Here is a 22,424-nt window from a genome sequence, read left to right as displayed (position 1 = left end):
ATGTCGCAGGCTGCTCTGAACACGCGAAATAGCGAAGAAGAGGTTTCTTCTCGCCGCAATAATGGAACGCGTCTGGCGGGGATCCTTTTCCTGCTGACCGTTTTAACGACAGTGTTGGTGAGCGGCTGGGTCGTGTTGGGCTGGATGGAAGATGCGCAACGCCTGCCGCTCTCAAAGCTGGTGTTGACCGGTGAACGCCATTACACGCGTAATGACGATATCCGGCAGTCGATCCTGGCATTGGGTGAGCCGGGTACCTTTATGACCCAAGATGTCAACATCATCCAGACGCAAATAGAACAACGCCTACCGTGGATTAAGCAGGTGAGCGTCAGAAAGCAGTGGCCTGATGAATTGAAGATTCATCTGGTTGAATATGTGCCGATTGCGCGGTGGAATGATCAACATATGGTAGACGCGGAAGGAAACACCTTCAGCGTGCCGCCAGATCGCACCAGCAAGCAGGTGCTTCCAATGCTGTATGGCCCGGAAGGCAGCGCCAATGAAGTGTTGCAGGGCTATCGCGAAATGGGGCAGATGCTGGCAAAGGACAGATTTACTCTGAAGGAAGCGGCGATGACCGCGCGGCGTTCCTGGCAGTTGACGCTGAATAACGATATTAAGCTCAATCTTGGCCGGGGCGATACGATGAAACGTTTGGCTCGCTTTGTAGAACTTTATCCGGTTTTACAGCAGCAGGCGCAAACCGATGGCAAACGGATTAGCTACGTTGATTTGCGTTATGACTCTGGAGCGGCAGTAGGCTGGGCGCCCTTGCCGCCAGAGGAATCTACTCAGCAACAAAATCAGGCACAGGCAGAACAACAATGATCAAGGCGACGGACAGAAAACTGGTAGTAGGACTGGAGATTGGTACCGCGAAGGTTGCCGCTTTAGTAGGGGAAGTTCTGCCCGACGGTATGGTCAATATCATTGGCGTGGGCAGCTGCCCGTCACGTGGTATGGATAAAGGCGGGGTGAACGACCTCGAATCCGTGGTCAAGTGCGTACAACGCGCCATTGACCAGGCAGAATTGATGGCAGATTGTCAGATCTCTTCGGTATATCTGGCGCTTTCTGGTAAGCACATCAGCTGCCAGAATGAAATTGGTATGGTGCCTATTTCTGAAGAAGAAGTGACGCAAGAAGATGTGGAAAACGTCGTCCATACCGCGAAATCGGTGCGTGTGCGCGATGAGCATCGTGTGCTGCATGTGATCCCGCAAGAGTATGCGATTGACTATCAGGAAGGGATCAAGAATCCGGTAGGACTTTCGGGCGTGCGGATGCAGGCAAAAGTGCACCTGATCACATGTCACAACGATATGGCGAAAAACATCGTCAAAGCGGTTGAACGTTGTGGGCTGAAAGTTGACCAACTGATATTTGCCGGACTGGCATCAAGTTATTCGGTATTGACGGAAGATGAACGTGAACTGGGTGTCTGCGTCGTCGATATCGGTGGTGGTACAATGGATATCGCCGTTTATACCGGTGGGGCATTGCGCCACACTAAGGTAATTCCTTATGCTGGCAATGTCGTGACCAGTGATATCGCTTACGCCTTTGGCACGCCGCCAAGCGACGCCGAAGCGATTAAAGTTCGCCACGGTTGTGCGCTGGGTTCCATCGTTGGAAAAGATGAGAGCGTGGAAGTGCCGAGCGTAGGTGGTCGTCCGCCGCGGAGTCTGCAACGTCAGACCCTGGCAGAGGTGATCGAGCCGCGCTATACCGAGCTGCTCAACCTGGTCAACGAAGAGATATTGCAGTTGCAGGAAAAGCTTCGCCAACAAGGGGTTAAACATCACCTGGCGGCAGGCATTGTATTAACCGGTGGCGCAGCGCAGATCGAAGGTCTTGCAGCCTGTGCTCAGCGCGTGTTTCATACGCAAGTGCGTATCGGCGCGCCGCTGAACATTACCGGTTTAACGGATTATGCTCAGGAGCCGTATTATTCGACGGCGGTGGGATTGCTTCACTATGGGAAAGAGTCACATCTTAACGGTGAAGCTGAAGTAGAAAAACGTGTTACAGCATCAGTTGGCTCGTGGATCAAGCGACTCAATAGTTGGCTGCGAAAAGAGTTTTAATTTTTATGAGGCCGACGATGATTACGGCCTCAGGCGACAGGCACAAATCGGAGAGAAACTATGTTTGAACCAATGGAACTTACCAATGACGCGGTGATTAAAGTCATCGGCGTCGGCGGCGGCGGCGGTAATGCTGTTGAACACATGGTGCGCGAGCGCATTGAAGGTGTTGAATTCTTCGCGGTAAATACCGATGCACAAGCGCTGCGTAAAACAGCGGTTGGACAGACGATTCAAATCGGTAGCGGTATCACCAAAGGACTGGGCGCTGGCGCTAATCCAGAAGTTGGCCGCAATGCGGCTGATGAGGATCGCGATGCATTGCGTGCGGCGCTGGAAGGTGCAGACATGGTCTTTATTGCTGCGGGTATGGGTGGTGGTACCGGTACAGGTGCAGCACCAGTCGTCGCTGAAGTGGCAAAAGATTTGGGTATCCTGACCGTTGCTGTCGTCACTAAGCCTTTCAACTTTGAAGGCAAGAAGCGTATGGCATTCGCGGAGCAGGGGATCACTGAACTGTCCAAGCATGTGGACTCTCTGATCACTATCCCGAACGACAAACTGCTGAAAGTTCTGGGCCGCGGTATCTCCCTGCTGGATGCGTTTGGCGCAGCGAACGATGTACTGAAAGGCGCTGTGCAAGGTATCGCTGAACTGATTACTCGTCCGGGTTTGATGAACGTGGACTTTGCAGACGTACGCACCGTAATGTCTGAGATGGGCTACGCAATGATGGGTTCTGGCGTGGCGAGCGGTGAAGACCGTGCGGAAGAAGCTGCTGAAATGGCTATCTCTTCTCCGCTGCTGGAAGATATCGACCTGTCTGGCGCGCGCGGCGTGCTGGTTAACATCACGGCGGGCTTCGACCTGCGTCTGGATGAGTTCGAAACGGTAGGTAACACCATCCGTGCATTTGCTTCCGACAACGCGACTGTGGTTATCGGTACTTCTCTTGACCCGGATATGAATGACGAGCTGCGCGTAACCGTTGTTGCGACAGGTATCGGCATGGACAAACGTCCTGAAATCACTCTGGTGACCAATAAGCAGGTTCAGCAGCCAGTGATGGATCGCTACCAGCAGCATGGGATGGCTCCGCTGACCCAGGAGCAGAAGCCGGTTGCTAAAGTCGTGAATGACAATGCGCCGCAAACTGCGAAAGAGCCGGATTATCTGGATATCCCAGCATTCCTGCGTAAGCAAGCTGATTAAGAATTGACTGGAATTTGGGTTTCGAGGCTCTTTGTGCTAAACTGGCCCGCCGAATGTATAGTACACTTCGGTTGGATAGGTAATTTGGCGAGATAATACGATGATCAAACAAAGGACACTTAAACGTATCGTTCAGGCGACGGGTGTCGGTTTACATACCGGCAAGAAAGTCACCCTGACGTTACGCCCTGCGCCGGCCAACACCGGGGTCATCTATCGTCGCACCGACTTGAATCCACCGGTAGATTTCCCGGCCGATGCCAAATCTGTGCGTGATACCATGCTCTGTACGTGTCTGGTCAACGAGCATGATGTACGGATTTCAACCGTAGAGCACCTCAATGCTGCTCTCGCGGGCTTGGGCATCGATAACATTGTTATCGAAGTTAACGCGCCGGAAATCCCGATCATGGACGGCAGCGCCGCTCCGTTTGTATACCTGCTGCTTGACGCCGGTATCGACGAGTTGAACTGCGCCAAAAAATTTGTTCGCATCAAAGAGACTGTTCGTGTCGAAGATGGCGATAAGTGGGCTGAATTTAAGCCGTACAATGGTTTTTCGCTGGATTTCACCATCGATTTTAACCATCCGGCTATTGATTCCAGCAACCAGCGCTATGCGATGAACTTCTCCGCTGATGCGTTTATGCGCCAGATCAGCCGTGCGCGTACGTTCGGTTTCATGCGTGATATCGAATATCTGCAGTCCCGTGGTTTGTGCCTGGGCGGCAGCTTCGATTGTGCCATCGTTGTTGACGATTATCGCGTACTGAACGAAGACGGCCTGCGTTTTGAAGACGAATTTGTGCGTCACAAAATGCTCGATGCGATCGGTGACTTGTTCATGTGTGGTCACAATATTATTGGTGCATTTACCGCTTATAAATCCGGTCATGCACTGAATAACAAACTGCTGCAGGCTGTCCTGGCGAAACAGGAAGCCTGGGAATATGTGACCTTCCAGGACGACGCAGAACTGCCGTTGGCCTTCAAAGCGCCTTCAGCTGTACTGGCATAACGACATTTATACTGTCGTATAAAATTCGACTGGCAAATCTGGCACTCTCTCCGGCCAGGTGAACCAGTCGTTTTTTTTTAAATTTTATAAGAGCTATAAAAAACGGTGCGAACGCTGTTTTCTTAAGCACTTTTCCGCACAACTTATCTTCATTCGTGCTGTGGACTGCAGGCTTTAATGATAAGATTTGTGCGCTAAATACGTTTGAATACGATCGGGATGGCAATAACGTGAGTGGAATACTGACGCGCTGGCGACAGTTTGGTAAACGCTACTTCTGGCCGCATCTCTTATTAGGGATGGTTGCGGCGAGTTTAGGTTTGCCTGCGCTCAGCAACGCCGCCGAACCAAACGCGCCCGCAAAAGCGACAACCCGCAACCACGAGCCTTCAGCCAAAGTTAACTTTGGTCAATTGGCCTTGCTGGAAGCGAACACACGCCGCCCGAATTCGAACTATTCCGTTGATTACTGGCATCAACATGCCATTCGCACGGTAATCCGTCATCTTTCTTTCGCAATGGCACCGCAAACACTGCCCGTTGCTGAAGAATCTTTGCCTCTTCAGGCGCAACATCTTGCATTACTGGATACGCTCAGCGCGCTGCTGACCCAGGAAGGCACGCCGTCTGAAAAGGGTTATCGCATTGATTATGCGCATTTTACCCCACAAGCAAAATTCAGCACGCCCGTCTGGATAAGCCAGGCGCAAGGCATCCGTGCTGGCCCTCAACGCCTCACCTAACAACAATAAACCTTTACTTCATTTTATTAACTCCGCAACGCGGGGCGTTTGAGATTTTATTATGCTAATCAAATTGTTAACTAAAGTTTTCGGTAGTCGTAACGATCGCACCCTGCGCCGGATGCGCAAAGTGGTCAACATCATCAATGCCATGGAACCGGAGATGGAAAAACTCTCCGACGAAGAACTGAAAGGGAAAACCGCAGAGTTTCGTGCACGTCTGGAAAAAGGCGAAGTGCTGGAAAATCTGATCCCGGAAGCTTTCGCCGTGGTACGTGAGGCAAGTAAGCGCGTCTTTGGTATGCGTCACTTCGACGTTCAGTTACTCGGCGGTATGGTTCTTAACGAACGCTGCATCGCCGAAATGCGTACCGGTGAAGGTAAAACCCTGACCGCAACGCTGCCTGCTTACCTGAACGCACTAACCGGTAAAGGCGTGCACGTAGTTACCGTCAACGACTACCTGGCGCAACGTGACGCCGAAAACAACCGTCCGCTGTTTGAATTCCTTGGCCTGACTGTCGGTATCAACCTGCCGGGCATGCCAGCACCGGCAAAGCGCGAAGCTTACGCAGCTGACATCACTTACGGTACGAACAACGAATACGGCTTTGACTACCTGCGCGACAATATGGCGTTCAGCCCTGAAGAACGTGTACAGCGTAAACTGCACTATGCGCTGGTGGACGAAGTGGACTCCATCCTGATCGATGAAGCGCGTACACCGCTGATCATTTCCGGCCCGGCAGAAGACAGCTCGGAAATGTATAAACGCGTGAATAAAATTATTCCGCACCTGATCCGTCAGGAAAAAGAAGACTCCGAAACCTTCCAGGGCGAAGGCCACTTCTCGGTGGACGAAAAATCTCGCCAGGTGAACCTGACCGAACGTGGTCTGGTGCTGATTGAAGAACTGCTGGTGAAAGAGGGCATCATGGATGAAGGGGAGTCTCTGTACTCTCCGGCCAACATCATGCTGATGCACCACGTAACGGCGGCGCTGCGCGCTCATGCGCTGTTTACCCGCGACGTCGACTACATCGTTAAAGATGGTGAAGTTATCATCGTTGACGAACACACCGGTCGTACCATGCAGGGCCGTCGCTGGTCCGATGGTCTGCACCAGGCTGTGGAAGCGAAAGAAGGTGTGCAGATCCAGAACGAAAACCAAACGCTGGCTTCGATCACCTTCCAGAACTACTTCCGTCTGTATGAAAAACTGGCGGGGATGACCGGTACTGCTGATACCGAAGCTTTCGAATTTAGCTCCATCTACAAGCTGGATACCGTCGTTGTTCCGACCAACCGTCCAATGATTCGTAAAGATCTGCCGGACCTGGTCTACATGACTGAAGCGGAAAAAATTCAGGCGATCATTGAAGATATCAAAGAACGTACTGCGAAAGGCCAGCCGGTGCTGGTGGGTACTATCTCCATCGAAAAATCGGAGCTGGTGTCAAACGAACTGACCAAAGCCGGTATTAAGCACAACGTCCTGAACGCCAAATTCCACGCCAACGAAGCGGCGATTGTTGCTCAGGCAGGTTATCCGGCTGCGGTGACTATCGCGACCAATATGGCGGGTCGTGGTACAGATATTGTGCTCGGTGGTAGCTGGCAGGCAGAAGTTGCCACGCTGGAAAATCCGACCGTAGAGCAAATTGAAAAAATTAAAGCCGACTGGCAGGTACGTCACGATGCGGTACTGGAAGCAGGTGGCCTGCATATCATCGGTACCGAGCGTCACGAATCCCGTCGTATCGATAACCAGTTGCGCGGTCGTTCTGGTCGTCAGGGGGATGCTGGTTCTTCCCGTTTCTACCTGTCGATGGAAGATGCGCTGATGCGTATTTTTGCTTCCGACCGAGTATCCGGCATGATGCGTAAACTGGGTATGAAGCCAGGCGAAGCCATTGAACACCCGTGGGTGACTAAAGCGATTGCCAACGCCCAGCGTAAAGTTGAAAGTCGTAACTTCGACATTCGTAAGCAACTGCTGGAATATGATGACGTGGCTAACGATCAGCGTCGCGCCATTTACTCCCAGCGTAACGAACTGCTGGATGTCAGCGATGTGAGCGAAACCATCAACAGCATTCGTGAAGATGTGTTCAAAGCCACCATTGATGCCTACATTCCGCCACAGTCGCTGGAAGAAATGTGGGATATTCCGGGGCTGCAGGAACGTCTGAAGAACGATTTCGACCTCGATTTACCAATTGCCGAGTGGCTGGATAAAGAACCAGAACTGCATGAAGAGACGCTGCGTGAGCGCATTCTGGCGCAGTCCATCGAAGTGTATCAGCGTAAAGAAGAAGTGGTTGGTGCTGAGATGATGCGTCACTTCGAGAAAGGCGTCATGCTGCAAACGCTTGACTCCCTGTGGAAAGAGCACCTGGCAGCGATGGACTATCTGCGTCAGGGTATCCACCTGCGTGGCTATGCACAGAAAGATCCGAAGCAGGAATACAAACGTGAATCGTTCTCCATGTTTGCAGCGATGCTGGAGTCGTTAAAATATGAAGTTATCAGCACGCTGAGCAAAGTCCAGGTACGTATGCCTGAAGAGGTTGAGGAGCTGGAACAACAGCGTCGTATGGAAGCCGAGCGTTTAGCGCAAATGCAGCAGCTTAGCCATCAGGATGACGACTCTGCAGCCGCAGCTGCACTGGCGGCGCAAACCGGTGAGCGCAAAGTAGGACGTAACGATCCTTGCCCGTGCGGTTCTGGTAAAAAATACAAGCAGTGCCATGGTCGCCTGCAATAAAAGCTAACAGTTGAAGTAAAAGGCGCAGGATTCTGCGCCTTTTTTATAGGTTTAAGACAATGAAAAAGCTGCAAATTGCGGTAGGTATTATTCGCAACGAGAACAATGAAATCTTTATAACGCGTCGCGCAGCAGATGCGCACATGGCGAATAAACTGGAGTTTCCCGGCGGTAAAATTGAAATGGGCGAAACGCCGGAACAGGCGGTGGTGCGTGAACTTCAGGAAGAAGTCGGGATTACCCCACAACATTTTTCGCTATTTGAAAAACTGGAATATGAATTCCCGGACAGGCATATAACTCTGTGGTTCTGGCTGGTCGAAAGCTGGGAAGGGGAGCCGTGGGGTAAAGAAGGGCAACCCGGTGAGTGGATGTCGCTAGTCGGTCTTAATGCCGATGATTTTCCGCCAGCCAATGAACCGGTAATTGCGAAGCTTAAGCGTCTGTAGGTCGGATAAGGCGTTCACGCCGCATCCGACATTTGCACAAGATGCCTGATGCGACGCTGTCCGCGTCTTATCAGGCCTACGTGCGGCATCAGACAAATGTCACTGCTTTGGCTCTTCGCTCCAGTCATCGCTTTCGGAAAGATCGCCACTGCTGGGGATTCGTTTTTCTTCAGCAGCCCATTCTCCGAGGTCGATCAGCTGACAACGTTTGGAGCAAAATGGCCGAAACGGGCTGATTTCACCCCACACCACCGTTTTCCCGCAGGTTGGGCAATTCACCGTAATAGTTTCTGACATTTTCACTCCTTAGCAACAGGCCAGTTCGAAATCCAGACGTTCCGGTACCTGTCCGTTTTCAGTGTCCAGCGGCATAAAACGAATGGCAAAACGGCTCTTATGTCCGGAAATTTGCGGATAAAGCTGTGAATCGAGCGACAGATTCAGGCGCAGCAAGTCGGCATCGCCACCGTTATCCTGATAAAAACCATTCAGGCTGGTTTGTTTACGGAAGGGAGCCGACTGGCGAATTAAATCCAGCACCATGGTAAGTGCCTGGGTGAGCGGGTTCAGGCTGGCAATCCAGGTTTCTACCTGGCTGTCGCGCTGCGCCTGGGGTAGATGCAGCCAAATGTGCAATGTAGGTAAATCAAAGCTGCAACAGCCGCCTGGGATGCTCAGTCGCTGACGCACCAGAGCAATCAAACGATCTTCACGCAGAAATTGCCCGATACGCGGCGCGGAAATTAATACGCTCCCCGCCGCTTTTAACTGCTGAATTAATGCTTCAATACGGCTCTGGTCCACGCCAGGCACGCCAATCCAGGTCTGGAGTTTACGTTGCTGCCGGTCAAGTTCTTTCAACAGCTCAGTGCGGACTTCGCCGCGCTCGAAAACATCCAGTAATTCACTGACATTACGGAAGAAATGCAGCGCGCCAGCGTGGTCAACGATGGGTAAATTAACGGTGAGTTGCTGAATCAAAAACTCAATGCGCAGCCATGTACGCATTTTTTCATTTAGTGGATGTTCAAAAAGGACCTGGGTCTGCATTACGGTTTTTCCTGTGAGACAAACTGCGACGCAAGCTGCAAATAGTGTGCGTGCAGGCGGGCAACATCCGATGCGATAGCATCCGGTGCGCCGTTATTATCAATGACGTCATCTGCCACGGCAAGGCGGGCTTCGCGCGTTGCCTGAGCAGCAAGGATTTGTTCGACATGCTCGCGAGTTACATCATCGCGCTGCATGGTGCGCTTAAGTTGCGTTTCTGGGCTGACATCCACCACCAGCACTCGATTCGCTTTTTTATACAGTGAGTTTTCTACCAGCAATGGCACAACCCACAGTACATAGGGGGAAGTAGCTTGCTGGATCTGGTGTTGCGTCTCTTGCTGAATCAGCGGATGCAGCAGGGCGTTAAGCCAGTTTTTCTCTTCCGGGTTGGCGAAGATCCGCTCGCGCAAGGCCCGGCGCTGCAATGTTCCATCAGCAGCAATCATGTTAGCGCCAAAGTGATCAGCAATGGCATGTAGCGCAGGTGCACCTGGTTCAACCACCTGACGCGCAATAATATCGGCATCAATGACGTTAATTCCGAGATCAGCAAACGCATTGGCAACGGTACTCTTGCCACTGCCAATGCCTCCCGTTAAGGCAACTATATACCTCATAATTTATATTCCCGGGAATTCATCATGATTATCAAAACGTTAAAAATGAGTGCACGAAAGCGAAATTGATGAAACGTTCGCTCACTATTTACCAGGTAAATTTATGGGATTGTAGCGTAAAAAAAGACAATTTCGCAGTCTTGCGCCGCATTGATTAGTGCGTATGATAGCGTCACTGGAGTTGCGCTCTTACCCTTATAGCCATTAACCCCAGGAATCCGCACATGCGTATTGAAGAAGATCTGAAGTTAGGTTTTAAAGACGTTCTCATCCGCCCTAAACGCTCCACTCTTAAAAGCCGTTCCGATGTTGAACTGGAACGTCAATTCACCTTCAAACATTCAGGTCAGAGCTGGTCCGGCGTGCCAATTATCGCCGCAAATATGGACACCGTAGGTACATTTTCTATGGCCTCTGCGCTGGCTTCTTTTGATATTTTGACTGCTGTGCATAAACACTATTCTGTCGAAGAGTGGCAAGCGTTTATCAACAATTCTTCCGCTGATGTGCTGAAACATGTGATGGTTTCTACCGGTACGTCTGATGCGGATTTCGAAAAAACTAAACAGATTCTCGACCTGAACCCGGCATTAAACTTCGTTTGTATTGATGTGGCGAATGGTTATTCCGAACACTTCGTGCAGTTCGTTGCGAAAGCGCGTGAAGCGTGGCCGACCAAAACCATTTGTGCTGGCAACGTAGTGACTGGTGAAATGTGTGAGGAGCTTATCCTCTCCGGTGCTGATATCGTTAAAGTTGGCATTGGCCCAGGTTCTGTTTGTACAACTCGCGTCAAAACAGGCGTCGGTTATCCGCAGCTTTCTGCGGTAATCGAATGTGCCGATGCGGCGCACGGTCTGGGCGGAATGATCGTCAGCGACGGTGGCTGCACCACGCCGGGCGATGTCGCAAAAGCCTTTGGCGGCGGTGCCGATTTCGTCATGCTTGGCGGCATGCTGGCGGGCCACGAAGAGAGCGGCGGTCGCATCGTTGAGGAGAACGGCGAGAAATTTATGCTGTTCTACGGCATGAGCTCCGAGTCTGCGATGAAACGTCACGTTGGCGGCGTTGCGGAATATCGCGCAGCAGAAGGTAAAACCGTTAAGCTGCCGCTGCGAGGCCCGGTTGAAAATACCGCGCGTGATATTTTGGGCGGCTTGCGTTCAGCTTGTACATACGTTGGGGCTTCACGCCTGAAAGAACTGACCAAGCGCACCACGTTTATTCGGGTGCAGGAACAAGAAAACCGCATCTTCAACAACCTGTAATCTCCCAACGCTGGCGTGGAGCAACACGCCAGCGTTATCCCATCCCACTCATCGCATCGCCTAAATGGAAAATTGGCAGATACATCGCCACCACCAGCGTACCGATAATTCCTCCCGTTATGATCAGCAACGCCGGTTCCAGTAAGGCTGCGAGGTTATCCGCCAGCGCCATTGTGTTATCCCGATGATGATGGGCGAGGTTGTCTAACATGAGATCCAGCGAGCCGGATGCCTCTCCCGTTCTCACTAATTGCAAACAGAGCGGGCTAAACTCACCGGCATTTTTTAGCGCCAGCCAGATGGGATGACCGTTACTGATATCGTGCTGGATTTGTGTCAGAAGTTGCACCCAGTACGGGCAGCGCATTGTTTCTCTGACGCTCTCTACGCCCTGTAAAAAAGTAATGCCTGCACTTTGTGTCAGCGCCAGAATCGTAAAGATCTGCGTGAGTTTTTGTCCCCTCATCAGTGAACCCATAATCGGGATTCGTAACAACAATTTCTGCCGCGCGATAAGCCAGGTAGGGCGGCGCATCAGCAACTTATTGGCTATCGCCAGCAGAAAGCCGAACAACACCAGCAGCCAGCCCCATTCGCCACTAAAGTCTGCCAGCGTCATGATCCCCTGCGTTAGTGCCGGTAGTGGGGTGTTGAAGGTCTTATAGATAGCGGCAAACTCCGGCAGAACAAAATGCAGCATTGCCACAACCACCATGATTGCCATCGCTAAAATGATGATGGGATAGCGCAACGCTGATTTCACTTTTTCGGTCAACTGACGCTGGGCTTTTTGCTGACGCGCCAGTTCAAAGCAGCATTCATCCAGCTTACCGGTCAGTTCACCCGTGCGGATCATCGCCTGATAGAGTGGCGGAAATACCTCTGACCAGGGTAATAAGGCATTGGAAAAAGCAATGCCCTGTTCGAGATCGTGCGCCAGCGATTGCAGCAACGCTTGCCATTGCTTACTGGGATGCTGTTCCGCCAGCAGTGCCAGCCCTTCAGAAAGCGTTAACCCGGCTTTGAGTAGCGTCGCCAGTTGATGAATGACTTCCGCGCTTTTATCTCCTCGCCACTGCGCAGAATTGATGGCGATTCGCTTCAGGCTAAGTGGGGTAACCATCTGTTGCTGTAGTGCCATGAGCAGCAAAGCACGGCTCTCTGCCCATAGCATCCCATCTTGCGCATTGCCGTCGCCGGTTATGCCATGCCAGCGCCAGAGTTGCTTACTCGCCATGCGGCATCCCCAGTACGCGGATTAACTCTTCAAAGGTGGTTAAGCCTTGCTCCACGGCCAGGCAGCCGTTTTCAAAAAGCGTACACATACCCGCCTGTCGTGCGTGCGTTTCCAGCGATTCAACGTCGGTATTAGCGGAAATAAGCTGACGAATGACCGGCGTTATGGGCAGAACTTCAAATAAGGCCGTACGACCATAAAAACCGTGGTAGCAATGTACACAACCGGGTGCCTGCCAGTGGGGCAGCGGCGACGGCCATACATTGACTGGAATATGGATGGGCTCCCCTTGCTGCCGGCGACAATGTGGGCAAAGTTTGCGTACCAGACGCTGGGCTATTACCAGCGTAAGCGCCGATGATAGCATCCAGCGGGCGACCCCCATTTGCTGTAAACGTACCAGCGTTTCGCAGGTGGAATTAGTGTGTAGGGTAGACAACACCAGGTGACCAGTTTGCGCCGCTTTAATAGCGATCTCTGCTGTTTCGCCATCGCGGATCTCTCCGATCATGATGACGTCAGGATCCTGGCGCAATAACGCACGCAAAACGCCCTGAAAGGTGAGCCCGGCACGCGGATGGATTTGCGTCTGGTTTAGTCCGGCTATGGGGATCTCAACCGGATCTTCGACGCTACAAATATTAATGTCAGCGGTATTCAGCGTTTGCAGGGCACTATAAAGCGTGACCGTTTTGCCGCTGCCGGTAGGGCCAGTTACCAGCACCAGTCCCTGTGGTTGTTGCAAGGCATGAGCAAAGTCCGCCAGTTGTAACGGCTGCATTCCAAGCGTGTTGACATCCAGTGCCTGACCCACCTGCTGTAACAACCTTAATACCACCTTTTCACCACCCCGACATGGTAAGGTCGCAATACGAAATGAGACGGCGTTTCCTGCCAGTTCGACAGTGAATTGCCCGTCCTGCGGCAGGCGATGTTCCGCAATATCCAGGTTTCCCAGCACTTTTAATCTGGCGGTTAATGCGACTCCGGCATCCGGTGAAACATCCGGTAAAGGATGCAATACGCCGTCGATACGCAAGCGGATGCGGTAGGCATTGTCCGCTGGTTCGATATGAATATCAGACGCGCGTTGTTCCAGCGCAGATTGTAACGTTCGAGCTAGCAACTCTGCTTTGGGCTGATGCTTCTCCTGAACAGCTACGGGCAATGTCTGTTGTGTGCGACTGGCGTGACCTTCCATTTGTTGGCGCGTCCAGCAGGTGATCTCAATACGTTTGGTGGTAGCGAAATGCAATGCGTCCAGCAACTCATGTGAGGGGGCATCGACCACCGCAACATGAACCACTTCTTCGCTGGCATCCAGCAAGACTCCCTGATAACGCAGACACAGGGCCGTGAGCTGTGGAATATTCATTGCCGCTCCTTAGTTGGCGTCATCAAAGCGGAAGACATCTTCGCAGGCTTGCTGCAATGCGCTGTCACTTTGAATATTGCAGTTGCGCGTCCAGCCGGTGACGCCGTTTGCGTTATCCCAACCCGGTGTCATGACGACGCTTAGTCCATTGAGACTTTCTTGCCCGGTCAGCGACACCACGCCTTTTGCCACACTCATGGCTGAAACATAGTGGGTGGTGGTAGGCGAGGGAATGCCATTGCTGCCACCGTCGCAGGTATCTAATCCACCATGTTCCAGCGCGCACAACTCTACGGCGGTACGGTAAGGCACAAAGGTTTGTAGCATGTCGGTGAGTGCGGCTTTGCGCAGGTAGTTTTGATAAGCGGGAATACCAATGGCGCTTAAAATGGCAATGATGCCAATAACCACCATCAGTTCGATAAGTGTAAAACCGCGTTGCTTGTCCATCTGTTTCGCTCCTTGATTTGGTTGGCGCTACTTTGGCAAACGCCATCAGCACAGGCGAGGGGCAAAAAACGAAACGGGAAAGCAGATTCCGAGGTTTTTTATTTCGTTGCAGCGAAAGACAAGAAATTTGCGAGGCGTTACGAAGAAAGTTGGGGAAGGGGAGATTATCCGCCCGCGATGGAGCGGATAAATCTGTCAACTATTAGCGAAAACGCATTGAAAGGTCGAGTGCTTGTACGTGTTTAGTTAGCGCACCGACGGAGATAAAGTCCACGCCCGTTTCGGCAAATTCACGCAGTGTTTTGTCAGTGACGTTGCCAGACACTTCCAGTAGCGCCTTGCCGTTGGTGCGTTTGACGGCTTCGCGCATCTGTTCTGTTTCGAAGTTATCCAGCATGATGATATCGGCTCCTGCTTTCAGGGCTTCATCAAGTTCTTCCAGATTCTCTACTTCGACTTCTACTGGCGCATCCGGGTGCAGCCAGGACGCTTTTTCGACCGCCTGGCGCACTGAGCCGGAGGCAATAATATGGTTTTCTTTGATCAGGAAGGCATCAGAAAGCCCCAGACGGTGATTCGCTCCGCCGCCGCAAAGTACCGCGTATTTCAGAGCTGAACGCAGGCCGGGTAAGGTTTTGCGCGTATCCAACAACTGCGTGTTGGTGCCTTCCAGCAATTCGACATAGTGGCGTACCTTACTGGCAACTCCTGAAAGGGTTTGCACAAAATTAAGCGCAGTGCGTTCGCCCGTTAACAGCACGCGGGATGGGCCTTCAAGTTCGAACAAGGATTGATTGGCATTGATGACATCGCCGTCATCCACATGCCAGATTATGGTGACATCGTCGCCTGCCAGTTGAATAAACACCTCTTCAACCCAGCGTTTGCCGCAAAAGACGCCATTCTCGCGGGTGATCACCGTGGCATGAGAGCGAGAATTTTCCGGTAAAAGTTTTGCCGTAATATCATTGTTGGCATCGACTGTTCCGCCTAAATCTTCCCGCAGCGCCTGGGCTACCGCGCCGGGGATATCGAGATTAATGCGTTCCAGCAGCTCGTCACGTCGGGTGTCAGGGTTATAGCGGCGAGGCGGCATGTTAAAACTCCAGATAGCTAACGAATCATAAGGTAGAAACATGCTACTCTGAACCGGGTATTAGCACCACATATAAGGAGATCCTGCATGTTGTTAGAACAGGGGTGGCTGGTTGGCGCGCGCCGCGTTCCCTCACCACATTACGATTGCCGCCCGGATGACGAAACACCCACCCTGCTGGTGGTGCACAATATTAGCCTGCCGCCAGGCGAGTTTGGCGGTCCGTGGATCGACGCATTATTCACTGGAACTATTGATCCGCAGGCACATCCTTTCTTTGCTGAGATCGCCCATTTGCGCGTCTCCGCTCACTGTTTGATTCGCCGTGATGGTGAAATAGTCCAGTATGTTCCTTTCGATAAACGTGCATGGCATGCGGGAGTCTCTCAGTATCAGGGGCGCGAACGCTGCAATGATTTTTCTATTGGGATTGAGCTTGAAGGCACCGATACGCTGGCGTATACCGATGCGCAGTATCAACAGCTTGCGGCGGTTACGCGGGCACTGATTGATTGCTATCCGGATATCGCTAAAAACATGACGGGCCATTGTGATATTGCGCCGGATCGGAAAACCGATCCCGGTCCTGCATTTGATTGGGCACGGTTTCGTGTGCTGGTCAGCAAGGAGACAACATGACGCTATTTACAACCTTACTGGTGTTAATTTTCGAGCGCCTGTTTAAGTTGGGCGAGCACTGGCAGCTTGATCATCGTCTTGAAGCGTTCTTTCGGCGGGTGAAACATTTTTCTCTCGGGCGCACGTTAGGCATGACCATTATTGCGATGGGCGTGACTTTTTTACTGTTACGCGCATTGCAGGGAGTATTGTTCAACGTTCCCACGCTACTGGTGTGGCTGCTGATTGGTTTGCTGTGTATTGGCGCAGGTAAAGTTCGTCTTCATTATCATGCTTATCTGACAGCTGCTTCACGTAATGATAGCCATGCCCGTGCCACGATGGCTGGCGAACTCACCATGATTCACGGCGTCCCGGCAGGCTGCGACGAACGTGAGTATTTGCGTGAGCTGCAAAATGCATTGCTGTGGATTAACTTTCGTTTTTATCTTGCACCGCTGTTCTGGCTGATTGTGGGGGGAACCTGGGGACCCGTTACGCTGATGGGGTATGCGTTTTTGCGTGCATGGCAATACTGGCTGGCGCGATATCAGACGCCGCATCATCGTTTACAGTCCGGCATTGATGCCGTGCTTCATGTACTGGATTGGGTGCCGGTTCGTCTTGCGGGTGTGGTATATGCCTTGATCGGTCATGGTGAGAAAGCGTTACCGGCCTGGTTTGCTTCGCTGGGTGATTTCCATACTTCGCAGTATCAGGTGTTAACGCGTCTGGCGCAGTTCTCTCTGGCGCGTGAACCGCATGTCGATAAGGTGGAGACGCCGAAGGCAGCGGTTTCAATGGCGAAGAAAACCTCGTTCGTGGTCGTGGTGGTGATTGCACTACTGACGATTTACGGGGCGTTGGTGTAAAGATTATTGCCCTCACCCTGTACGGGTGAGGGCGTAGAGAGATTAATGCGCTTTTACGGCTTTGGCGGTTTTCTCTTTAAACAGATAGCCGATACCTAACACGATCAGCCATACCGGGATCAGGTATACCGAAATCGCCATTCCTGGGGTCATCAGCATAATCACCAGTACCGCCGCCATAAACAGCAGGCAGATCCAGTTACCCAGCGGATAAAGCAGAGCAGGGAAGCGAGTTACCACGCCTTGTTCCTGCTTGGCGCGACGGAATTTCATATGCGCCAGGCTAATCATCGCCCAGTTGATTACCAGTGCAGATACCACCAGCGCCATTAACAGTCCGAAAGCGGACTCTGGGGCAAGGTAGTTAATCAGTACGCACAACGCCGTTACCAGTGCAGACACCAGAATGGTATTTACTGGTACACCACGTTTATCGACAGACGCCAGCGCTTTTGGCGCATTACCCTGTTGTGCCAGACCAAACAGCATACGGCTGTTGCAATATACGCAGCTGTTGTACACGGAGAGAGCCGCAGTCAGTACCACGATGTTCAGCGCATTCGCCACAAAGGTATCGCCTAACTCGTGGAAGATCAGCACAAACGGACTGGTATCGGCGGTAACGCGGGTCCACGGCATCAGTGAGAGCAGAACGGCTAACGAACCAATATAGAAAATCAGGATGCGGTAGATAACCTGGTTAGTTGCTTTCGGTATACTTTGCTCCGGGTTATCAGCTTCTGCTGCGGTGATCCCCACCAGTTCCAGACCACCGAACGAGAACATGATAATCGCCATCATCATCACCAGCCCGGTGAAGCCGTGCGGCAGGAAACCACCCTGATCCCACAGGTTGCTAACGGTCGCCTGCGGGCCGCCGTTGCCACTGAATAGCAGCCAGCCGCCGAAGATGATCATCGCTACCACCGCGATAACTTTGATAATGGCAAACCAGAACTCCATCTCGCCAAACACTTTAACGTTGGTCAGGTTGATGGCGTTAATCACCACAAAGAATACGGCGGCAGAAACCCAGGTGGGGATTTCCGGATACCAGAACTGAATGTATTTACCCACGGCAGTCAGCTCAGCCATGGCAACTAAAACGTACAGTACCCAGTAGTTCCAGCCAGAGGCGAAACCGGCAAAACTGCCCCAGTATTTATAAGCAAAGTGGCTAAAGGAGCCTGCGACAGGTTCTTCGACCACCATTTCACCCAGCTGACGCATGATCAGAAAGGCGATAAAACCAGCAATGGCGTAACCCAGGATAATCCCTGGCCCTGCGGACTGTATTACGGAGGCGCTACCCAGGAATAACCCGGTCCCTATCGCGCCACCCAGCGCGATAAGCTGAATATGGCGGTTTTTAAGGCCGCGCTTTAGCTGCTCGCCGTGCTGTTGACCTTCCATCATGAAACCTCGTGCGGTGGTTGTTTTTTTGATCTACGCAGTGATGCGTGTGTAAGTTTGCAATTCCGTTTGTTGTATTAATTTGTTTACATCAAAGAAGTTTGAATTGTTACAAAAAGACTTCCGTCAGATCAAGAATAATGGTATGCGGCAGCGAATGCACCCGCTTTATGCATGGTTGAAGATGAGTTGCTTAAAAAGAAACCGTTTGTAAAGCTCAGCCTCAACCCCTCTCAATATGTAGAATGAATTTAAATTCGTTTTAATTGAATTAAAAAACACAAAATTGGTAAGTGAATCGGTTCAATTCGGATTTTTATAGTTTAATAATCGTTAAAAAACTCCTTTCCTACGTAAAGTCTACATTTGTGCATAGTTACAACTTTGAAACGTTATATATGTCAAGTTGTTAAAATGTGCACAGTTTCATGATTTCAATCAAAACCTGTATGGACATAAGGTGAATACTTTGTTACTTTAGCGTCACAGACATGAAATTGGTAAGACCAATTGACTTCGGCAAGTGGCTTAAGACAGGAACTCATGGCCTACAGCAAAATCCGCCAACCAAAACTCTCCGATGTGATTGAGCAGCAACTGGAGTTTTTGATCCTCGAAGGCACTCTCCGCCCGGGCGAAAAACTCCCACCGGAACGCGAACTGGCAAAACAGTTTGACGTCTCCCGTCCCTCCTTGCGTGAGGCGATTCAACGTCTCGAAGCGAAGGGCTTGTTGCTTCGTCGCCAGGGTGGCGGCACTTTTGTCCAGAGCAGCCTATGGCAAAGCTTCAGCGATCCGCTGGTGGAGCTGCTCTCCGACCATCCTGAGTCACAGTATGACTTGCTCGAAACACGACACGCCCTGGAAGGTATCGCCGCTTATTACGCCGCGCTGCGTAGTACCGATGAAGACAAGGAACGCATCCGTGAACTCCACCACGCCATAGAGCTGGCGCAGCAGTCTGGCGATCTGGACGCGGAATCAAACGCCGTACTCCAGTATCAGATTGCCGTCACCGAAGCGGCCCACAATGTGGTTCTGCTTCATCTGCTAAGGTGTATGGAGCCGATGTTGGCCCAGAATGTCCGCCAGAACTTCGAATTGCTCTATTCGCGTCGCGAGATGCTGCCGCTGGTGAGTAGTCACCGCACCCGCATATTTGAAGCGATTATGGCCGGTAAGCCGGAAGAAGCGCGCGAAGCATCGCATCGCCATCTGGCCTTTATCGAAGAAATTTTGCTCGACAGAAGTCGTGAAGAGAGCCGCCGTGAGCGTTCTCTGCGTCGTCTGGAGCAACGAAAGAATTAGTGATTTTTCTGGTAAAAATTATCCAGAAGATGTTGTAAATCAAGCGCATATAAAAGCGCGGCAACTAAACGTAGAACCTGTCTTATTGAGCTTTCCGGCGAGAGTTCAATGGGACAGGTTCCAGAAAACTCAACGTTATTAGATAGATAAGGAATAACCCATGTCAGAACGTTTCCCAAATGACGTGGATCCGATCGAAACTCGCGACTGGCTCCAGGCGATCGAATCGGTCATCCGTGAAGAAGGTGTTGAGCGTGCTCAGTATCTGATCGACCAACTGCTTGCTGAAGCCCGCAAAGGCGGTGTAAACGTAGCCGCAGGCACAGGTATCAGCAACTACATCAACACCATCCCCGTTGAAGAACAACCGGAGTATCCGGGTAATCTGGAACTGGAACGCCGTATTCGTTCAGCTATCCGCTGGAACGCCATCATGACGGTGCTGCGTGCGTCGAAAAAAGACCTCGAACTGGGCGGCCATATGGCGTCCTTCCAGTCTTCCGCAACCATTTATGATGTGTGCTTTAACCACTTCTTCCGTGCACGCAACGAGCAGGATGGCGGCGACCTGGTTTACTTCCAGGGCCACATCTCCCCGGGCGTGTACGCTCGTGCTTTCCTGGAAGGTCGTCTGACTCAGGAGCAGCTGGATAACTTCCGTCAGGAAGTTCACGGCAATGGCCTCTCTTCCTATCCGCACCCGAAACTGATGCCGGAATTCTGGCAGTTCCCGACCGTATCTATGGGTCTGGGGCCGATTGGTGCTATTTACCAGGCTAAATTCCTGAAATATCTGGAACACCGTGGCCTGAAAGATACCTCTAAACAGACCGTTTACGCGTTCCTCGGCGACGGTGAAATGGACGAACCGGAATCCAAAGGTGCGATCACCATCGCTACCCGTGAAAAACTGGATAACCTGGTCTTCGTTATCAACTGTAACCTGCAGCGTCTTGACGGCCCGGTCACCGGTAACGGCAAGATCATCAACGAACTGGAAGGCATCTTCGAAGGTGCTGGCTGGAACGTGATCAAAGTGATGTGGGGTAGCCGTTGGGATGAACTGCTGCGTAAAGATACCAGCGGTAAACTGATCCAGCTGATGAACGAAACCGTTGACGGCGACTACCAGACCTTCAAATCGAAAGATGGTGCGTACGTTCGTGAACACTTCTTCGGTAAATATCCTGAAACCGCAGCACTGGTTGCAGACTGGACTGACGAGCAGATCTGGGCACTGAACCGTGGTGGTCACGATCCGAAGAAAATCTACGCTGCATTCAAGAAAGCGCAGGAAACCAAAGGCAAAGCGACAGTAATCCTTGCTCATACCATTAAAGGTTACGGCATGGGCGACGCGGCTGAAGGTAAAAACATCGCGCACCAGGTTAAGAAAATGAACATGGACGGCGTGCGTCACATCCGCGACCGTTTCAATGTGCCGGTGTCTGATGCAGATATCGAAAAACTGCCGTACATCACCTTCCCGGAAGGTTCTGAAGAGCATACCTATCTGCATGCACAGCGTCAGAAACTGCACGGTTATCTGCCAAGCCGTCAGCCGAACTTCACCGAGAAGCTTGAGCTGCCGAGCCTGCAAGACTTCGGCGCGCTGCTGGAAGAGCAGAGCAAAGAGATCTCTACCACTATCGCTTTCGTTCGTGCCCTGAACGTAATGCTGAAGAACAAGTCGATCAAAGATCGTCTGGTACCGATCATCGCCGACGAAGCGCGTACTTTCGGTATGGAAGGTCTGTTCCGTCAGATTGGTATTTACAGCCCGAACGGTCAGCAGTACACCCCGCAGGACCGCGAGCAGGTTGCTTACTATAAAGAAGACGAGAAAGGTCAGATTCTGCAGGAAGGGATCAACGAGCTGGGCGCAGGTTGTTCCTGGCTGGCAGCGGCGACCTCTTACAGCACCAACAATCTGCCGATGATCCCGTTCTACATCTATTACTCGATGTTCGGCTTCCAGCGTATCGGCGATCTGTGCTGGGCGGCTGGCGACCAGCAAGCGCGTGGCTTCCTGATCGGCGGTACTTCCGGTCGTACCACCCTGAACGGTGAAGGTCTGCAGCACGAAGATGGTCACAGCCACATTCAGTCGCTGACTATCCCGAACTGTATCTCTTACGACCCGGCTTACGCTTACGAAGTTGCTGTCATCATGCATGACGGTCTGGAGCGTATGTACGGTGAAAAACAAGAGAACGTTTACTACTACATCACTACGCTGAACGAAAACTACCACATGCCGGCAATGCCGGAAGGTGCTGAGGAAGGTATCCGTAAAGGTATCTACAAACTCGAAACCATTGAAGGTAGCAAAGGTAAAGTTCAGCTGCTGGGCTCCGGTTCTATCCTGCGTCACGTCCGTGAAGCGGCAGAGATCCTGGCGAAAGATTACGGCGTAGGTTCTGACGTTTATAGCGTGACCTCCTTCACCGAGCTGGCGCGTGATGGTCAGGATTGTGAACGCTGGAACATGCTTCATCCGCTGGAAACTCCGCGCGTTCCGTATATCGCTCAGGTGATGAACGACGCTCCGGCAGTGGCATCTACCGACTATATGAAACTGTTCGCTGAGCAGGTCCGTACTTACGTACCGGCTGACGACTACCGCGTACTGGGTACTGATGGCTTCGGTCGTTCCGACAGCCGTGAGAACCTGCGTCACCACTTCGAAGTTGATGCTTCTTATGTCGTGGTTGCGGCGCTGGGCGAACTGGCTAAACGTGGCGAAATCGATAAGAAAGTGGTTGCTGACGCAATCGCCAAATTCAACATCGATGCAGATAAAGTTAACCCGCGTCTGGCGTAAGAGGTAAAAGAATA

At 51.8% G+C, this 22,424-nt stretch carries 21 protein-coding genes; 13 read left to right on the top strand and 8 right to left on the bottom strand.

Features of this window, described 5'->3' with window-relative positions:
* From ftsQ to mutT, 7 genes are all read left to right on the top strand, one after another.
* A complete protein-coding gene (gene ftsQ / locus E0D98_RS02575) occupies positions 1 to 831 on the top strand; it encodes a cell division protein FtsQ (protein WP_000075744.1) in 831 nt (276 codons plus the stop codon).
* Complete coding sequence (ftsA, locus tag E0D98_RS02570; RefSeq protein WP_000588474.1) at positions 828 to 2,090, top strand: cell division protein FtsA; 1,263 nt, start codon at positions 828 to 830, stop codon at positions 2,088 to 2,090. Before ftsQ ends, ftsA begins: the two co-directional genes overlap by 4 nt.
* Positions 2,091 to 2,150: 60 nt before the next feature.
* Positions 2,151 to 3,302 (top strand): cell division protein FtsZ, encoded by a 1,152-nt coding sequence (ftsZ, locus tag E0D98_RS02565; RefSeq protein ID WP_000462776.1) that lies wholly within the window; start codon positions 2,151 to 2,153, stop codon positions 3,300 to 3,302.
* 100 nt (positions 3,303 to 3,402) lie between these two features.
* Positions 3,403 to 4,320, top strand: a complete 918-nt coding sequence (gene lpxC, locus E0D98_RS02560) for a UDP-3-O-acyl-N-acetylglucosamine deacetylase (RefSeq protein ID WP_000595482.1) — start codon at positions 3,403 to 3,405, stop codon at positions 4,318 to 4,320.
* Positions 4,321 to 4,550: 230 nt separating this feature from the next.
* Entirely contained in the window at positions 4,551 to 5,063 is a 513-nt protein-coding gene (secM, locus tag E0D98_RS02555) for a secA translation cis-regulator SecM (RefSeq protein WP_000014321.1), read from the top strand.
* 61 nt (positions 5,064 to 5,124) lie between these two features.
* Positions 5,125 to 7,830 (top strand): preprotein translocase subunit SecA, encoded by a 2,706-nt coding sequence (gene secA, locus E0D98_RS02550; RefSeq protein ID WP_024227730.1) that lies wholly within the window; start codon positions 5,125 to 5,127, stop codon positions 7,828 to 7,830.
* 59 nt (positions 7,831 to 7,889) lie between these two features.
* The gene (mutT, locus tag E0D98_RS02545) at positions 7,890 to 8,279 is read left to right on the top strand and encodes an 8-oxo-dGTP diphosphatase MutT (RefSeq protein WP_000736013.1); all 390 of its coding nucleotides are present in this window, start codon (positions 7,890 to 7,892) and stop codon (positions 8,277 to 8,279) included.
* A gap of 99 nt (positions 8,280 to 8,378) precedes the next feature.
* Here the strand turns inward: mutT and yacG are convergent, their stop codons facing one another.
* Genes yacG through coaE form a run of 3 tightly spaced genes read right to left on the bottom strand, consistent with a single transcriptional unit; the run spans position 8,379 to position 9,949 of the window.
* Positions 8,379 to 8,576, bottom strand: a complete 198-nt coding sequence (gene yacG, locus E0D98_RS02540; protein WP_000005042.1) for a DNA gyrase inhibitor YacG — start codon at positions 8,574 to 8,576, stop codon at positions 8,379 to 8,381.
* 9 nt (positions 8,577 to 8,585) lie between these two features.
* Positions 8,586 to 9,329 (bottom strand): cell division protein ZapD, encoded by a 744-nt coding sequence (gene zapD / locus E0D98_RS02535; protein WP_001194734.1) that lies wholly within the window; start codon positions 9,327 to 9,329, stop codon positions 8,586 to 8,588.
* A complete protein-coding gene (coaE, locus tag E0D98_RS02530; protein ID WP_001269520.1) occupies positions 9,329 to 9,949 on the bottom strand; it encodes a dephospho-CoA kinase in 621 nt (206 codons plus the stop codon). The genes zapD and coaE overlap by 1 nt, the downstream gene beginning before the upstream one ends.
* Positions 9,950 to 9,973: 24 nt before the next feature.
* On the opposite strand from coaE, the gene E0D98_RS27500 reads away from it, so the two are divergent.
* Together E0D98_RS27500 and guaC are read left to right on the top strand one after the other, a co-directional pair.
* On the top strand, positions 9,974 to 10,018 hold the full coding sequence (locus tag E0D98_RS27500; protein ID WP_120795372.1) for a protein YacM: 45 nt from the start codon (positions 9,974 to 9,976) through the stop codon (positions 10,016 to 10,018).
* Between the two features lie 155 nt (positions 10,019 to 10,173).
* Complete coding sequence (gene guaC, locus E0D98_RS02525) at positions 10,174 to 11,217, top strand: GMP reductase (protein WP_001217338.1); 1,044 nt, start codon at positions 10,174 to 10,176, stop codon at positions 11,215 to 11,217.
* Positions 11,218 to 11,251: 34 nt separating this feature from the next.
* Here guaC and hofC read toward each other — a convergent pair whose 3' ends face one another.
* The 4 genes from hofC to nadC form a co-directional block, all read right to left on the bottom strand.
* A complete protein-coding gene (gene hofC / locus E0D98_RS02520; RefSeq protein ID WP_000157236.1) occupies positions 11,252 to 12,454 on the bottom strand; it encodes a protein transport protein HofC in 1,203 nt (400 codons plus the stop codon).
* Positions 12,444 to 13,829 carry a type II secretion system protein GspE gene (gene gspE / locus E0D98_RS02515; protein WP_001025174.1) on the bottom strand — a complete coding sequence of 462 codons (1,386 nt, stop codon included), beginning with the start codon at positions 13,827 to 13,829 and terminating at the stop codon, positions 12,444 to 12,446. The genes hofC and gspE overlap by 11 nt, the downstream gene beginning before the upstream one ends.
* Before the next feature lie 9 nt (positions 13,830 to 13,838).
* Entirely contained in the window at positions 13,839 to 14,279 is a 441-nt protein-coding gene (gene ppdD / locus E0D98_RS02510) for a prepilin peptidase-dependent pilin (protein ID WP_000360895.1), read from the bottom strand.
* A gap of 202 nt (positions 14,280 to 14,481) precedes the next feature.
* Positions 14,482 to 15,375 (bottom strand): carboxylating nicotinate-nucleotide diphosphorylase, encoded by an 894-nt coding sequence (gene nadC / locus E0D98_RS02505; RefSeq protein ID WP_001135174.1) that lies wholly within the window; start codon positions 15,373 to 15,375, stop codon positions 14,482 to 14,484.
* Positions 15,376 to 15,462: 87 nt separating this feature from the next.
* Between nadC and ampD the strand changes: the two genes are divergently transcribed.
* Together ampD and ampE are read left to right on the top strand one after the other, a co-directional pair.
* Complete coding sequence (gene ampD / locus E0D98_RS02500) at positions 15,463 to 16,014, top strand: 1,6-anhydro-N-acetylmuramyl-L-alanine amidase AmpD (protein ID WP_000923721.1); 552 nt, start codon at positions 15,463 to 15,465, stop codon at positions 16,012 to 16,014.
* Positions 16,011 to 16,865, top strand: coding sequence for a beta-lactamase regulator AmpE (gene ampE / locus E0D98_RS02495; RefSeq protein ID WP_000172005.1), 855 nt, complete (start codon positions 16,011 to 16,013; stop codon positions 16,863 to 16,865). The genes ampD and ampE overlap by 4 nt, the downstream gene beginning before the upstream one ends.
* A 42-nt stretch (positions 16,866 to 16,907) precedes the next feature.
* Here the strand turns inward: ampE and aroP are convergent, their stop codons facing one another.
* A complete protein-coding gene (aroP, locus tag E0D98_RS02490) occupies positions 16,908 to 18,281 on the bottom strand; it encodes an aromatic amino acid transporter AroP (protein WP_000969915.1) in 1,374 nt (457 codons plus the stop codon).
* Between the two features lie 540 nt (positions 18,282 to 18,821).
* Between aroP and pdhR the strand changes: the two genes are divergently transcribed.
* Together pdhR and aceE are read left to right on the top strand one after the other, a co-directional pair.
* A complete protein-coding gene (gene pdhR / locus E0D98_RS02485; RefSeq protein ID WP_000331776.1) occupies positions 18,822 to 19,586 on the top strand; it encodes a pyruvate dehydrogenase complex transcriptional repressor PdhR in 765 nt (254 codons plus the stop codon).
* Positions 19,587 to 19,746: 160 nt separating this feature from the next.
* Positions 19,747 to 22,410 carry a pyruvate dehydrogenase (acetyl-transferring), homodimeric type gene (gene aceE, locus E0D98_RS02480; protein WP_000003820.1) on the top strand — a complete coding sequence of 888 codons (2,664 nt, stop codon included), beginning with the start codon at positions 19,747 to 19,749 and terminating at the stop codon, positions 22,408 to 22,410.
* Positions 22,411 to 22,424 lie beyond the last annotated feature (14 nt).

The sequence above is a fragment of the Escherichia sp. KCJ4928 genome (genome assembly GCF_004352695.1).
In the GTDB taxonomy this organism is placed as follows: Bacteria; Pseudomonadota; Gammaproteobacteria; order Enterobacterales; family Enterobacteriaceae; genus ECMA0423.
The sequence above is the reverse complement of the archived record's forward strand: the minus strand, read 5'-3'. Positions and strand labels throughout refer to the sequence as shown.